The organism is Larkinella punicea (assembly GCF_003334855.1).
In the GTDB taxonomy this organism is placed as follows: domain Bacteria; phylum Bacteroidota; class Bacteroidia; order Cytophagales; family Spirosomataceae; genus Larkinella; species Larkinella punicea.
Genome location: NZ_QOWE01000002.1, coordinates 178334 through 192420, shown reverse-complemented (window position 1 = coordinate 192420; position 14087 = coordinate 178334). Strand labels below are relative to the sequence as shown.

Sequence of the window (14087 nt, the reverse complement as noted above, 5' to 3'; positions counted from 1 at the left end):
GAGTGAAATTGGGTCAAAAAGTTGTTTCGCGGAGTTGAGCGGAGTAAAAAGGAGTTAAGCAGAGAATAAATTTATTTCTTTTTACTCCGCTTAACTCCTTTTTACTCCGCTCAACTCCGCGAAACAACTTAAACTTCCGGCCGGAACAACACCTGCCCGTTGGGTTTAACCTCCCAGGCCGTGATAGGGTTCAAATGATAACCGCTATCTGTAGGCACCCCAATTGTACGAATTAAATAATGTCTTTAATTTATCGAATTTATCTGCGGTTTAGCTTTGATTTTAATTCTGAGAAACGTTTTCTTTGTTACTCTATTAAGTAAATAGAACAAGAAGGATAAAATTCGACTCCTTTCATTGGACTGTCACCATGAAAACGTTTACTCACCTGAACAAACATCCCCACTCGACACGCACGCTGTCTGAAGTGTGTTGCTTGTCCTGTTTGCCAACAGCCCTCTCTTCCTGCTGTTGTTGCTGTCTGTAATCTTCTGTAGTTCATTTCCTTTTTTTCATCGTTAGTCAGCATGCTTCGGGTTTAACTGGACGTGTTTTGAATTGCTTTCTATTATTATAGTAATTCTATAGGATTATTAGTTAATTTTTGTTTTACATGTTTACCAATTCGTCACCATGAGATATTTTTATGTCATTGATTATGAAAAGATTCTATCCCGATGGGTTCTTTCGATTTTTCTACTTTTGACCACACTGGTTGGGTATTCGCAAGGTCTGGTTAAAGGGCAGGTTATTTCTGAAGACGACCGACAGGGCATTCCGGGGATCAATGTACTCATCAAAAACACGATCCAGGGCACTGTAACCGATGCCGCCGGGAACTTCCGGATTCAGACGCAACCGAATGCGGTGCTGGTTTTTTCGGGTGTCGGTTTTATTCGACAGGAAGTTTCGGTCAACGGCAAAAGCCAATTGGACGTGAAACTGGTGGTAGACAACCGGCAGTTGAATGAAGTCATCGTAGTCGGCTACGGCACGCAGAAAAAGAGCGATTTGACCGGAGCCGTGAGTTCGCTGGATTCGAAAGAATTCAACAAAGGCGTGCAAACGTCAGTCGATCAGTTGATTGCCGGTCGGGCCGCCGGGGTGCAGATTACGCAGGCCAGTGCCGAACCCGGCGGGGGCGTCACCATCCGAATCCGGGGGGCCAACTCCATCAATGCGAACAACGAGCCGCTGTACGTGATCGACGGGTTGCCCATCGACAACTCGCCGGTGGTTCCTAACTCGCCGGTTATTACGGACGGAGCGGTTCGCAACCCGCTGAATGCGCTCAATCCGGCGGATATCGAGTCGATCGAGATTCTAAAAGATGCTTCGGCCACGGCCATTTACGGATCGCGGGGTGCCAACGGCGTCATTCTGGTGACGACTAAAAAAGGGACAAAAGGCAAGCTGAAGGTCAATTACAACGCTTACACGGCTTTTCAGAACGTGACCAAAACCATCCCGATGCTCAACACGCAGCAGTACATCAGTTTGCTGAACGATCTGAAAAAGGACCAGGGACTGGCGCCGGAATTTACGAGTGAACAAATTGCCGCCATCGGCAACGGAACCAACTGGCAGAAAGAAATTTACCGACCGGGCTACACGCGCAATCATCAGTTGTCCTTTTCGGGCGGGCAGGATAAATTCAACTACTATGCGTCGGTCAATTACTACGATCAGAAGGGCGTCATCATCAGTTCCGGGATCAAAAAATACATCGGGCGGGCCAATCTGACCTACAACGACGACCGGTTCAAGTTTGGGCTGAATCTGAATTCGAGTCTGGTAAACGACGATTTTGTACCGAACGGCGTCAGCATCAACGAAGGTGCCGGGGTGGTCAATACCGCCATTTTTCAGGACCCGACCCTGCCGATCCGGGATGCGAATGGCAATTACGCCCAGACGCTGATCGTGAACCTCGAAAACCCGGTGGCGCTGGCCAACGAAGTGACGGATGTGGCCGAAACCAACCGCACCTTCGGAAATATTTTTGCCGAATACTTCATTTTGCCCGAACTGTCGGTGAAAGTAAACGCCGGAACGGATCGACAAACCGCCCGTCGCGACAGCTACCTTTCCCGCCAGACTCGTCGCGGACAGGCCACCAACGGGATTGCCGACGCGCAATCCAGCAGCGCCAGCAATTACCTGCTCGAACTGACGGCGCGGTATAGCAAAACGTTCAGAGACATTCACAAAGTAGAGGTGCTGGGCGGGTATACCTACCAGCAGTTTGAGAACAATTACATCGGGGCGGGGGCGCAGAATTTCTCGTCGGATGCGTTGCTGTTCAATAACTTAGCGGCCGGTGCCCGCTCCACCTTCGATGTGGCTTCGGGCCGGAATCAGAACCAGCTTCAGTCGTATCTGGGCCGGGTCAACTACAATTTGCTGGATAAATATTTGCTGACGGCTTCGTTCCGGGCCGACGGTTCTTCCCGGTTTGGCGAAAACAACAAATTTGGTTTTTTCCCCTCGGTGGCGCTCGGCTGGCGGATCAAGGAAGAGGATTTCCTGAAAAGTGTAGCGGTTCTGTCGGATCTGAAACTGCGCGGAAGCTACGGATTGACGGGCAATCAGGACATCGGGAGTTACAAATCCCTGGTGTTGCTGGGGCCTCAGGGGAACGCTATTTTCGACGGTGTTTCGTACGTCGGCGTGTCCACCACGCAGTTGCCCAATGCCAATCTGAAATGGGAAACCACGGGCCAGCTCGACATCGGTCTTGATTTCGGCCTCTTCGGAAACCGGCTGACGGGTTCGATCGACTATTTCAATAAAAATACGAAAGACTTGTTGCTTCAGCTTCCCGTTCCGCGCACAACCGGTTTTTCGACGACCTTCAAAAACGTGGGCGGCATGAAAAATCAGGGGCTTGAAATCACGCTGAATACCGTCAATATTCAAAAACCGTTTACCTGGCGCTCGTCGGTTAATTTCTCGCTGATTCGAAATGAAGTGACTGATCTGGCGGGACTTCCGCACATCCTGCAAGGCGAAGCCGGGTTTTCCAAAGACTTCAGCATCATCCGCAAAGGCAAACCGCTGAACTCGTTTTTCGGCTACGTCATCGACGGCGTTTATCAACTGGGCGACAACATCAAGTCGTCTCCACAGCCATTGGCCAGCCCCGGCGATTACCGCTACCGGGACGTCAACGGCGACGGACAGATCACGACCGCCGACCGCACGATTCTGGGCTCACCGTTTCCGAGCTACACGTTTGGGATCAACAACGACTTCGCCTACGGTCCGCTCACGTTCTCGTTCTTTTTACAGGGCGTTCAGGGCAGCAGCGTTTTCAACCTGAACCGCACCGAATCCGAAAACCCGATCTCGTTCCGCCGAAACCGGCTGGCCGAATCCTTCACCGACCGCTGGACGCCCACGAATCCGACCAACGCCAACCCGTCCGGGATTCCGCCGAAAGTGGCGTATGCAACCAACATCAACAGCCGCGCTGTCGAAGATGCCTCGTTCATCCGTCTGAAAACCATTCAGTTGGCGTATAACCTGCCGCTGGCAAAACTGAATTTCATCCGGAGCGCCCAGCTTTACGTGACCGGTCAGAACCTGTTTACCATCACGAACTACACCGGTTCCGACCCCGAAGTGAGCGCGTTCGGTACGTCGAACGTCCGGGCGGATTACAATTCGTATCCGCTGACAAAAACGTATACCGTGGGTCTGAATCTTAATTTTTAATCAGTTTTGCCCCTAAATCCCCTAAAGGGGACTTGGACGCTGACATCCCAGATTTAAAGTCCCCTTTAGGGGATTTAGGGGCAAATCGAAAGAACTAAATGTCATTCAAAATAGTAAAAATCGCATGAAAAAGATACTCTATTTGCTCATTGTCAGTTTGTTGACCGGGTGCTCCGACCCGCTGGAAGAACAAGTCTATTCCGCCTTTGGGCCCAACAACTTTTTCCAGAAAGCCGACGATGCCGAAGGCTTGCTGAACTCGGCGTATGCGGTGGAACAACGCCGGGGTTTTCGGAATTATCTGCTGATGGCGGAGGTTAATACCGACCTGCTGATCGACCGGGAAGGCGGTTTGCGGAGTCTGGCGCAACCGTTGGAAGATTTCACCTGGAATGCGTCGCACGAATTTTTCGAAACCGCCTGGACCACGCATTACCGGACTATTTACCGGACCAATCTGATTCTGGATCAGGTGCCTGCCATCCCCATGAACGAAACGCGGAAAGCCCAGATTCTGGCCGAAGCCCGGTTTTTACGCGCCAGCGCCTACCAGACGTTGTACGACCTTTTCGGGCCGGTTCCGCTGATTACGAGCAGCACCACCAGCAGCGACGACCGGCCCAGCCGGGCCACCAAAGAAGAGTTTGTTGCCTTTATCGAAACCGAATTCAAGGCCGTTGCGGACATCTTACCGGCGGTTTCGACCCAATACGGACGGGCTACGAAAGGGGCCGCGCTGGCCTTATTGACCCGGTTTTACCTGAACAACAAGCAATGGCAGGAAACCGCCGAAACGGCAAAGAAAGTCATCGATCTGAATGTGTATCAGTTATTTAATTCTACAAATCGAACCAATTTGTTCGATATTGCCAACGAAAAAAACAGCGAGTTTATCTACATTCGGCCCAATCTGGCCCAGCCGGGTTTGGGCGATAATTACATGCCCCACGCGGCCCCGCCGAATTACAAATTCAAAACCGCACCCAAAACCAATTATGCGACGCAACTAAAAACGTTGTCGGCTTTTTACAACACCTTCGACCCCGCTGATCAACGGCGGCAGGCCATCATTACGGAGTACGAGGATGTCAACGGAAAAATTATCAAGCTCGGAACCGATGATGTTCGTAGTTTTAAGTTCAAGGAAGACCTGAGCGCGACCGGCGAAGTGATGGGCAACGATTTTCCGGTGTATCGCTACGCCGACATTCTGCTCAGCCGCGCCGAAGCCCTCAACGAACTGAGCGGCCCGACGCCGGAAGCCATCGACCTGATCAACCAGGTGCGGACGAAAGCGGGTGTTTCCTTACTAAAACTTGGCGATTTTGCGTCCAAAGATGCCTTGCGGGCGCATTTGCTGAAGGAACGCGGCTGGGAATTTTTCTCGGAAGAACTCCGTCGTCAGGACTTGATCCGTCACGGCAAGTTCATCGAATACGCCAAAGCACGGGGTAAAGTCGCCTTTGATTATCAGGTTCTGTTCCCATTGCCGCAAAGCGAAATCGACCGGAATCCGAATTTGAAGCAGAATGACAGGTACAAATAAACGAACTCACAATCCTTAAAAAGCCCAAAGGGCTGACATCATTAGCCCCGGGTAACGCCCGGGGAACGTGAGGTTCATCCGGGAATCGCGAGGTTCATTCGGGGAACGCGAGGTTCATCCGGGTAACGCCCGGGGAACGCGAGGTTCATCCGGGTAACGCCCGGGGAACGTGAGGATCATCCGGGAATCGCGAGGATCATCCGGGAATCGCGAGGTTCAACCGGGAATTGCGAGGTTCATCCGGGAATCGCGAGGATCATCCGGTGATCGCGACCCCCGGGTGTTACCCGGGGCTAGTGATGTCAGCCCTTCGGGCTTTTTGTTCGCGTCAGCATAGACATGGTAAATAGGGCTCAAAACCTTTTAGAGATGGATAAATTTTTGAAAAAAACCGGGTTGATCATCAGCTTTATCATGCTGGCAATTGGAGGTGCTATTGCCCAGAAACCGACACCGCCCAACATCGTCGTTTTTCTGGTCGATGACATGGGCTGGCAGGATACGTCGGTGCCGTTCTGGAAACAGGTGACGGAGCTGAACCGGCGGTATCGGACGCCCAACATGGAACGGCTGGCGCGGGAAGGGTTGAAGTTTACGAATGCCTACGCCATGCCGGTTTGTACGCCCACCCGCACGAGTCTGCTGAGTGGCGTCAATGCGGCCCACAGCCGGATCACGCACTGGACATCACCCAACAAAGACAAAAACACCGATTACCCGGACACCACGCTGAATCCCGTCGACTGGAATTACAACGGGTTGAGTCCGGTGGCCGGAATTGAACACACGTTCCATGCGACGCCCTTGCCAACCTTGCTGAGTCAGAACGGATATTACACGATTCACACCGGAAAAGCACACTTCGGCTCGGCGGGAACGCCGGGGTCAGACCCCAAAAATCTGGGGTTTCAGGTGAACATTGCCGGGAATGAAATCGGGCATCCGGCCAGCTATTTAGGAACCGATAATTACGACAGGCCCAACAATGGAAAACCCAACCGCAACGCCGTTCCGGGACTGGAAGTATACCACGGTAAAGACGTTTTTCTGAGCGAAGCACTCACGCTTGAAGCCCTGAAAGCCGTGGAGGTGCCGATTCAGAAAAAACAGCCGTTCTTTCTCTATTTCAGTCACTACGCCGTTCATACGCCGATTATGGCCGACAAGCGGTTTGTCGACAAGTACCTGGAAACCGGTTTGGACAGCACCGAAGCCAAATACGCGTCGTTGGTCGAAGGCATGGACAAAAGCCTGGGCGACCTGCTGGATTTTCTGGACGAACGCAAAATTACGGACAATACTGTGGTTATTTTCATGTCCGACAATGGCGGGTTGAGCACCACGCCCTTGCGGGGCGGCAAAGAGCACACGCACAACCTGCCGTTGCGGGCCGGAAAAGGGTCGGTCTATGAAGGCGGGATTCGCGAGCCGATGCTGGTGCGCTGGCCGGGTGTGGTCAAACCGGGTGGTGTGACGGAGCAGTATGTTATTGTTGAGGACTTTTTTCCGACCATTCTGGAGATAGCCGGGGTGAAAAAACCGACGGTTGTGCAACAGGTCGATGGCCGGTCGTTTCTGCCGCTGCTGAAAAATCCGGCGTTGAAAGACAACGGGCGTGCGCTTGTCTGGCACCACCCCAACCGCTGGATTCTGGCCGAAGGGCCAATGCTGCACTGGGCGAGCGGGATTCGGCAGGGCGACTGGAAACTGGTGTATGACCACCGGACTGCGGCCCTGGAATTGTATAACCTGAAAAACGATATTGGCGAACAACAAAATCTCGCAACGGCGCATCCCGATAAAGTAAAACAGCTCGCTTTGTTGCTTACTAAACAATTAAAGACCTGGAACGCGCAGATGCCGACGTTCAAAAAAAACAGTAAAGCCGTAGCGTGGCCGGAAGACGTAATTCAGTGAACGGTTTTCGATTTACTGTAAGTTACTCCGTTTGGTTGGAATGTGTCCGCCAACGGTATACTGAAAACCGTAAACGTACAATTAACTAAGAATCAAAAAGTAACGGTAATGAATCTAAAAATTGGAGTAGGAATTCTGGTAGTAATTTCGGCGCTGGCGGCCGTGTTGGTAGTGATTCCGGGGTATTCGCCGAAGGAACCGGAAACTGTTCAGGCAACCCGGCCTAATGTGATTTTTATTTTTTCCGACGACCACGCCTACCAGGCCATCAGCGCCTACGGCAGTAAACTTGCCAAAACGCCCAACATCGACCGGATTGCGAAAGAAGGAGCGATTCTGTACAACAACGTCGTCACCAATTCCATTTGCGGCCCCAGCCGGGCCACGCTTCTGACCGGGAAATACAGCCACCTCAACGGCTACAAAGTCAACGAGCGGAAGTTTGAAATTAACCAGCCGGTTTTTCCGGAAGAGTTGCAGAAAAACGGCTACCAAACCGCCTGGATCGGAAAAATGCACCTGGGCAGTTTGCCACACGGGTTCAATTACCTCAACGTACTGCCGGGACAGGGGCATTATTACGGCCCAACGTTTATCAATTCCAACGGCGATACAACCCGGTATCCGGGCTATGTGACCAACGTCGTGACGAAACTTTCGCTGGATTGGCTCAACCAGCGGGATGCGTCAAAACCGTTCTTTCTGGTGGTGGGCCACAAGGCAACACACCGCGAATGGTTGCCCGATTTGCAGGATCTGGGGGCGTATGACAAGGTGAATTTTCCGCTGCCCGCGACGTTTTATGACAACTACGAAGGCCGGGAAGCCGCCAAAAATCAGGATATGACCATCGACAAAACGATGCGGTTGAAGGAAGACCTGAAAGTACACGCCGATTACGAGAAAAGCGGGATTTATAACCGGTTTTCGCCCGCCGAGAAAAAAGCGTTTTACGACTATTACGAGAACAAAATCAGCAAGGAATTTGACGAAAAAAAGCTCAGCGGGAAAGCCCTGGCCGAGTGGAAATTCCAGCGGTATTTGAAAGATTATCTGGCCACGGCCAACTCGCTGGATCGCAACATTGGTGAACTGCTGGATTACCTGGATAAATCGGGTCTGGCCAAAAATACCGTCGTTATTTATGCCTCCGACCAAGGTTTTTACCTGGGCGAACACGGCTGGTTCGACAAGCGGTTTATTTACGAACAATCGCTGAAAACACCGTTTGTGATCCGGTATCCGGGCGTGATCAAACCGGGTACGCAGGTCAGTCAGCTCGTTTCCAACATCGACTGGGCCCCAACCGTGCTGAACCTGACCGGAACGGCCATCCCGAAAGAAATTCAGGGCGAGTCGTTTCTGCCATTGCTGACGGGTAAAAAAGTGGCCTGGCGCAAGGATGCCTATTATCATTACTACGAATATCCGCAGCCGCACCACGTGTATCCGCACATCGGATTGCGGGGGGAACAATACAAACTGGTGCGGTTTTACGGACCGAAAGACTATTGGGAACTGTTCGATCTGAAAAGAGACCCGCAGGAACTTCGGAATCTCTACGGCGTTAAAGGGTATGAAGCGATCACCGCTGACCTGAAAGCGAGACTTAAAGACCAAATCCGGAAATACAAGGATGATGAAGCACTCAAAATTGTGGAAAGTGGGATCTGACAGGAGGTATGGGTGTTCTCTGACGATCCTGTTTTCTGGCATTGTTCTGGCCGGACTGGTGGGTTGTAACTCCCAGAATCAATCGGCAGAAGAAGCCGCAAAACTCGACAGTGCCGCGCACTGCGTGGCGAAGGGAATGCCATCGCGGTCGGCGGCTGTTCGGCAGGCGGCTTCCGTAACGGCGTCGGGCGAAAACGGTACGGACGACATGGTTTTAATTCCCGGTGGATCGTTCCAGATGGGTTCCGACGAGTTTCCCGATTCCCGCCCGCTCCATACCGTCAAAGTAAATGGTTTCTGGATGGACAAGCACGAGGTCACCAATGCTGAATTTGCCCGGTTTGTGGAAGCGACCAAATATGTAACCGTAGCCGAACGACCCTTGAATCCGAAGGACTACCCCGGTGTTCCGGCGGATAAACTGGTGCCGGGTTCGGCGGTTTTTACGCCCCCAAACCAGCAGGTGTCACTCGAAAATCCGCTGGTTTGGTGGCAGTATGTTGCCGGAGCCAGTTGGAAACATCCGGCGGGGCCACAGAGTGATTTGAAAGGGCGCGAAAACCAGCCGGTGGTACACGTTTGCTACGAAGATGCGGCTGCCTATGCGAAGTGGGCCGGAAAGCGACTGCCGACCGAAGCCGAGTGGGAGTTTGCCGCGCAGGGCGGCAAAGGCAACCGGAAATACTACTGGGGCGAAGAACTGAAACCGGCGGGCAAATGGGTCGCTAATATTTATCAGGGCAATTTCCCGAACCAGAACACGACGGAAGACGGTTTTGCCGGGATTGCGCCGGTTCAGACGTTTCCGGCCAATCCGTACGGCTTATATGACATGGACGGCAACGTCTGGGAGTGGTGCCAGGATCTGTACCGGCCTGATTATTACCGGAATAGCCCAAAAGAAAATCCCAAAGGGCCAGCCGATAGCTACGACCCGGACGAACCCGGCGCGGTCAAATACGTGCAGCGGGGCGGTTCTTTTCTGTGCAGCGATCAGTATTGCATCCGCTACAAAGCCGGGAGCCGGGGCAAGGGCGAAGTGAGCAGCGGGAGCGATAACCTGGGCTTTCGGTGTGTGCGGGATCAAAAATAACCCTTATTCCGCCGGTTTTACCTCTTTCACCAGCTGCGCCGTAATCAGTTTTTTGTCGGACGAATTCCCCCACGAATTCAGGATGTAATTCATCACATCGGCCACTTCCTGCTCATCCAGACCGGGTTCGGGCATCATATTGTCGTAGGTAACCCCGTTCACCTGAATCGGCCCCTGCAAGCCAAATTTGATGGCCTGAATGGCTTTTAGTGGCGTTTTGAGTAGATAATCGGATTTTGCCAGGGGCGGAAACGTCTCGACCACGCCTTCGCCTTTGGCCATGTGGCAGTTCATGCAATTCCCGGCATAGAGCGTTTTGCCCCGCGCCATACTTTTTTCCAGCTCATTTTCCGGATCAGGCAGCATGGCGGAACAAAAAACAAGGCCTGAAAGCAGCAGAAGCAGAGGTTTTGTCATAGGGAAAGAAGGTCGAAATCCTGTAAATTTTTTTCTGTTGGTGTTACCCGTAACACGCAATGGTTAACGGGATTATTCGGCGGCAAGTTCACGGATAATCTCCTCCCTACCTTTAAATACAAACCAAAGACAAGTTCTTCTCTCAGCCGCATCGGCCTCTCTTTCTGCGTTTTATGGGTATACTACCCATTTAGAAAGCTTCTCTGCTTTTTTTAATACAAGTAAAAAAAGGAATGGCTCAATTATTGCCTCCGACTACCGGTAATTGGTCGTGTATCAGGGGCGGTAGAGGCTCCTTGTGAATCCGGTTTTATCTACTCAACGTTATTTTTATGCATTCAACGTTTTACCACCTGAAAAGGCTGGCTTTCGTGTCGGCACTCTTGCTTTTTCATCTGCATGCCTGGGCCCAGCTCAGCCTGACTTCCCCCCTCAACCGAATCGTTTACCAACGCAATCAGAGCAACAAGGCAGCTATTCCGATCCGGGGCAACTGGCCCGCCAACACCACGCGGATTGATGCCAGAGCCGTTGCCCGGAATGGACAGGGTCAGACGACGGGCTGGTTTACCATTGCGACCAGTGCCCAGGACGGGCAGTTTCAGGGGAGTTTGCCAGCCTCCGGGGGGTGGTATACCCTGGAGGTGCGCGCCATGGCCGGCAGCACGCCGGTCGGCACCGCCAGCATCGAACGGGTCGGCGTCGGCGAGGTGTTCGTAGTGGCCGGTCATTCCGTTGCCCAGGGACAGGAGAACAACCTGGCCGGTAGCGACGACGATCGGGTCAATACGGTACCGGTTTTTCCGGGAACGCCCGCTTATTCGTCCTACGAAAGTACTGCCAATCCGGTCTCCCTTCCCCGGAGTTTTGGCCACTACGAATCAGGGGTAACGCCCGCTCCGTTCGCACACGGTACCTATTTCTGGGCCAAAATGGGGCAGGCCCTGACGCAGCGTCTGAATGTCCCCGTTCTGCTTTTCAATGCGGCCTATGGGGGAACCAGCCTGGAACACTGGGCGAAATCTGCTCTTGGTCAGTCATTTGAGCATCCTTTTATTAATTCGTCCATCCGAATGCCGTACATCAATGTCAAGAACACGCTGCAGGTCTATTGCAGCCAAACCGGTATTCGTGGCATTCTCTCCGACCAGGGACAAAACGACTGGAGCAATACCAATGAAGACCAGGTGTTGCAATACTACCAGACCTGGGTCAATCAGACCCGTGCCGATCTGGGTTTTCCGTCGCTGGCCGTGGTTGTCAATCGGCAAACGCCCTACAAAACACGTCCTGTGATCCGGCGCGCGCAGGAACGAATGATTAAAACGCCAAATTGTTTCCCCGGGCCTGACTATGATCTGCTGACGTCCAACGACCGGGCTGATGGGGTTCACCTGACGTTAGCGGGGGCTGCAAAAGCCGCCCAATACTGGTCGAATGCCCTGAATGATGCCTTCTTTTCGAATTCGACTCCGTATGTGTTGCCCGCTCTTTCTACGGCGCAACCGGTTGAAGAAATCCCAACGGAAAACCCGCCCGTGACGGGTAACTTCGATGGGTATCTGACGCAGGAAGTGAGTTGCAACACGCTTTCGGGCTGGGTGTATGACCGCAACAAGCCCAACAACACGTTTACGGTGGAATTCTTCGACGGCCCCTCCATTGCCGAGGGCACCCTGATCGGTTCCATTCTGGCCAGCGACTTCCGGCAGCATTTGAAAGATGCAGGCAAGGGCAACGGGGAACACTGGTATGATTTTCCCATTCCTGCCGGACTAAAAGATGGACAAAACCACCGGATCTGGGCGCGGGTGCAGGGCTCTACGTTTGTGTTGAAGTGGGCTCCCAAAACCATCAACTGTCCCGGAACCGGCGTTCCCCCCGCGAATCAGCTCCCGGTTCCGCCTGCGGTCTCCACCCTGGCGGCAACCGTCAATGCCGGGTTTATAACAAATCCGCTGGCGGTGTTCACCGATCCGGAAAACACGCCCCTGACGTATGCACTGACAGGCTTGCCCGCCGGGCTGGGTTTTGACAGCGGTACGCGGGTTATATCCGGGACACCAACCACGACCGGCACGTTTGAACTGACCTATTCGGCCACCGACCAGGCGGGAGGGAAAAGCAGTACGGTTTTTTCGCTGGTGGTCAATCCAGCGGCTCAACCTACTAATCAACCTCCGGTGGCCCCCCCGGTTTTTGCGCTGACCGCAACGGTCAATGTGGTGTATGCTCCGGCGGCTTTGCCCGTTTTTACGGATCCGGAGAACAATCCGTTGACGTATGCACTGACGGGATTGCCGTCGGGTCTGTCCTTCGATGCCGGCAACCGGACAATTTCCGGAACACCGACGCAGCAGGGCAACTTTCCGCTGGTTTACGCAGCCAGTGATGGAAATGGGCAAACCCGCCTGACGATTACGCTGACGGTAGCCGGGGGAACAACACCCGTTGTGACGGGTAACTTCGACGGGTATCTGACGCAGGAAGTGAGTTGCAACACGCTTTCGGGCTGGGTGTATGACCGCAACAAGCCCAACAACACGTTTACGGTGGAATTCTTCGACGGCCCCTCCATTGCCGAGGGCACCCTGATCGGTTCCATTCTGGCCAGCGACTTCCGGCAGCATTTGAAAGATGCAGGCAAGGGCAACGGGGAACACTGGTATGATTTTCCCATTCCTGCCGGACTAAAAGATGGACAAAACCACCGGATCTGGGCGCGGGTGCAGGGCTCTACGTTTGTGTTGAAGTGGGCTCCCAAAACCATCAACTGTCCCGGAACCGGCGTTCCTCCCGCGAATCAACCCCCGGTGGCTCCTCCGGTTTCGGCACTGGCTGCCACGGCCAACACGGCCTATACCTCCGCAGCCTTACCCGCATTTACCGATGCCAACCAGGACCCGCTGACGTATGCGCTGACAGGATTGCCCGCCGGACTCGGTTTCAACACCGGTTCGCGGGTGATCAGTGGCACAACGGCCAGCCAGGGGACGTTCAGCCTGACGTATTCGGCGACCGACAGTAAAAGTGACGCCGTAGCGACTACGGTTCTATTGACGGTCAACGCCGGTGGGAGTGGCCCGGTCGATCCCCCGCCGACCAGCGGAGGCAGTGGTGCGGGTAACTATGAGGGCTACCTGGATGTGGTCAGTTGCACTGGCATTCGGGGTTGGATCTGGGACCGCAACCGGCCCAACATGCCCATTACCGTGGAGTTCATGGATGGGACGACGGTAATCGGTCGCACCGACGCCAACATTTTCCGCCAGGATTTGCTGAATGCCGGCAAAGGCAACGGAATACATGGCTACAGCTTCGACGTACCGGTTTCGCTGAAAGATGGCCAATCCCACGTCATCAGTGGTCGGGTGCCGGGAAGCAATTTTACGTTGAAGTGGTCGCCCAAAACGCTCACCTGCCCCAATGGAAGCCGGCAAGGAGTTGAGAGTGCCGAAACGAGTCTGGACCTGAGCGTGAGCCCCAACCCCAGCCCCGGCCTGGTCGAAATCCGATACCGGGTTCTTGCCGACCAGCGGGCTGATTTGCAGATCGTAGATCCGATGGGTCGACCCGTCTGGCAGAAATCGGTGACGGGAACGGGCCAAATCGAGCGCGAAGCCGTCGATCTGCGTTCATCAGGAACGACACTGTATCTGATTCAGTTGAAAACAAACCAGCAAAACCTGACCAAACGCTTGTTGATGAGCCGGTAAGGGAGGG

At 53.5% G+C, this 14087-nt stretch carries 7 protein-coding genes; 6 read left to right on the top strand and 1 reads right to left on the bottom strand.

The features are described from left to right. Positions 1-633 precede the first annotated feature (633 nt). The 5 genes from DUE52_RS02625 to DUE52_RS02605 all read left to right on the top strand — a co-directional run bounded on the left by DUE52_RS02625 (position 634) and on the right by DUE52_RS02605 (position 9947). Positions 634-3717: a SusC/RagA family TonB-linked outer membrane protein gene (locus tag DUE52_RS02625; protein WP_114404392.1), complete on the top strand. Its 3084-nt coding sequence runs from the start codon at positions 634-636 to the stop codon at positions 3715-3717. Positions 3718-3841: 124 nt separating this feature from the next. Then, complete coding sequence (locus tag DUE52_RS02620) at positions 3842-5263, top strand: RagB/SusD family nutrient uptake outer membrane protein (RefSeq protein ID WP_114404391.1); 1422 nt, start codon at positions 3842-3844, stop codon at positions 5261-5263. Positions 5264-5677: 414 nt separating this feature from the next. Continuing rightward, entirely contained in the window at positions 5678-7180 is a 1503-nt protein-coding gene (locus tag DUE52_RS02615) for a sulfatase (protein WP_374755889.1), read from the top strand. 108 nt (positions 7181-7288) lie between these two features. After that, positions 7289-8854 carry a sulfatase family protein gene (locus tag DUE52_RS02610; RefSeq protein ID WP_114404389.1) on the top strand — a complete coding sequence of 522 codons (1566 nt, stop codon included), beginning with the start codon at positions 7289-7291 and terminating at the stop codon, positions 8852-8854. Then, on the top strand, positions 8817-9947 hold the full coding sequence (locus DUE52_RS02605; protein ID WP_374755886.1) for a formylglycine-generating enzyme family protein: 1131 nt from the start codon (positions 8817-8819) through the stop codon (positions 9945-9947). Before DUE52_RS02610 ends, DUE52_RS02605 begins: the two co-directional genes overlap by 38 nt. Positions 9948-9950: 3 nt before the next feature. On the opposite strand, the gene DUE52_RS02600 is transcribed toward DUE52_RS02605, so the two are convergent. Next, positions 9951-10364 (bottom strand): c-type cytochrome, encoded by a 414-nt coding sequence (locus tag DUE52_RS02600; RefSeq protein WP_165840847.1) that lies wholly within the window; start codon positions 10362-10364, stop codon positions 9951-9953. 332 nt (positions 10365-10696) lie between these two features. Here DUE52_RS02600 and DUE52_RS02595 point away from each other — a divergent pair, with 332 nt between their 5' ends. Next, complete coding sequence (locus tag DUE52_RS02595; protein ID WP_114404387.1) at positions 10697-14080, top strand: putative Ig domain-containing protein; 3384 nt, start codon at positions 10697-10699, stop codon at positions 14078-14080. Positions 14081-14087: the final 7 nt, after the last annotated feature.

Bases quoted from the DNA above. Each gene is read 5' to 3' on its own strand.
- DUE52_RS02625 (WP_114404392.1), top strand. From the start codon at position 634: ATGAGATATTTTTATGTCATTGATTATGAAAAGATTCTATCCCGATGG.
- DUE52_RS02620 (WP_114404391.1), top strand. From the start codon at position 3,842: ATGAAAAAGATACTCTATTTGCTCATTGTCAGTTTGTTGACCGGGTGC.
- DUE52_RS02615 (WP_374755889.1), top strand. From the start codon at position 5,678: ATGCTGGCAATTGGAGGTGCTATTGCCCAGAAACCGACACCGCCCAAC.
- DUE52_RS02610 (WP_114404389.1), top strand. From the start codon at position 7,289: ATGAATCTAAAAATTGGAGTAGGAATTCTGGTAGTAATTTCGGCGCTG.
- DUE52_RS02605 (WP_374755886.1), top strand. From the start codon at position 8,817: ATGATGAAGCACTCAAAATTGTGGAAAGTGGGATCTGACAGGAGGTAT.
- DUE52_RS02600 (WP_165840847.1), bottom strand. From the start codon at position 10,364: ATGACAAAACCTCTGCTTCTGCTGCTTTCAGGCCTTGTTTTTTGTTCC.
- DUE52_RS02595 (WP_114404387.1), top strand. From the start codon at position 10,697: ATGCATTCAACGTTTTACCACCTGAAAAGGCTGGCTTTCGTGTCGGCA.